Below are 1,254 nucleotides of genomic sequence, written 5' to 3' on the forward strand. Positions count from 1 at the left end.
CTTCCGCAAGCCGCTGGAGGGTTTCCTCAGAAACATTCTGCAGAATCAGCCAGGGATTGCGTGTATTCTCCCAAAGTTCCGGGGACATCTGTCGCCACAGTGCATCGGCTGCGTGGTTCCAAGAACAACGCAGATCAAGAGCGAACTCGGCCAAGCCAGTCAGCGGCTCAGGCAGGTGAGGAAGCAGATAACAGGGCGCAATAGTCATAACTGCCTCTGATGGATGTGTACCGGTGTGGCCACTCTGTACTGAATCATCCGCACGGCTGAATCTGTGAACTTTCTGGGGCGGTCTCCGGCACCAGGTACCAAGGTTCCATATCTGTGGGCATTTCGGCAAGCTCCGCTGCCGTAAGGCGGGCATAGATCTCCAAATTATAGCCGGTAGGGTCACGCAGCCAGAGTTCATGGAGTGGAGTACCACGCCAGGTGGTGCGCGGCGGCTTGACGACTTCGGCGCCAGCGGCACAGGCGCGATGGTAGCTTTCGATGACCGCCGCACGGTCTCGAACACCAAGCCCCAGGTGATACAGACTGTAGGTGTCCAGTGTTTCGCCCCGGTCATTGACCAACAGGACGAGGTTCAGACACAAGTGAGGAGCAATGAATGTGCTGAAGCGGGCCGTTTGCTGTTTGGGCGCGACACCCAGAAAACGCTCATAGAAAACCGAACTCTCTGCGAGGTCCGCAACGCGGATGCTGAGGTGAAATTCTTGCGGGCCGGGAACGATTTCCATGTTTTGATTGGTCGCATTCACGATTCAGGGCTCCAGAAGGCCGATGCGTGCCAATTCCTGACATAGTCTTGCAGGATCTTTTTCCAGCAGTTCCGCCACGGGCAGATGCAGTATCGCTTCTATACGGTAACGCAGGATTTGGTAGGCCGTATCGAAAGCCGCCTCGATCTGTGCTTCTGTACCGGTAGCCTTGGCTGGATCCTCGACGCCCCAATGGGCGCGTATCGCTGAGCCGAGATAAACCGGACAGGTTTCCCCGGCAGCGCTGGCGCAAACGGTAATGACGATATCGGGAGTGATTTTCAGATCATCCCAGGATTTACTGCTCAAACCTTCCGTAGAAAAACCTTCACGCTGGAGCAAACGGACGGAACGAGGATGGACATAACCAGCAGGATGGCTTCCGGCACTGCTGGCATGGAGTGCCGCACCAGCCAGCGCATTGAGGGTGACTTCAGCGAGAGGGAAGTTCGAAAAACTCCCCATTTCCAGTAAAATGTAGGGAGCCGATTGGAAG

Annotated in this window: 3 protein-coding genes; all 3 read right to left on the reverse strand. The window is 56.0% G+C overall.

Features of this window, described 5'->3' with window-relative positions; all coding sequences use genetic code 11:
- On the reverse strand, positions 1–208 hold a 208-nt coding region (locus Q0C48_RS03800), incomplete at its 3' end, for a DUF3417 domain-containing protein (protein WP_291521707.1).
- 46 nt (positions 209–254) lie between these two features.
- Positions 255–758 (reverse strand): VOC family protein, encoded by a 504-nt coding sequence (locus tag Q0C48_RS03805; RefSeq protein ID WP_291521709.1) that lies wholly within the window; start codon positions 756–758, stop codon positions 255–257.
- Positions 759–761: 3 nt separating this feature from the next.
- Entirely contained in the window at positions 762–1,223 is a 462-nt protein-coding gene (locus Q0C48_RS03810; protein WP_291521710.1) for an arsenate reductase ArsC, read from the reverse strand.
- Positions 1,224–1,254 lie beyond the last annotated feature (31 nt).

Origin of the sequence: Acidithiobacillus sp., from assembly GCF_023255755.1 — a bacterium.
In the GTDB taxonomy this organism is placed as follows: domain Bacteria; phylum Pseudomonadota; class Gammaproteobacteria; order Acidithiobacillales; family Acidithiobacillaceae; genus Acidithiobacillus.

Bases quoted from the DNA above. Each gene is read 5' to 3' on its own strand.
- Q0C48_RS03810 (WP_291521710.1), bottom strand. From the start codon at position 1,223: ATGGGGAGTTTTTCGAACTTCCCTCTCGCTGAAGTCACCCTCAATGCG.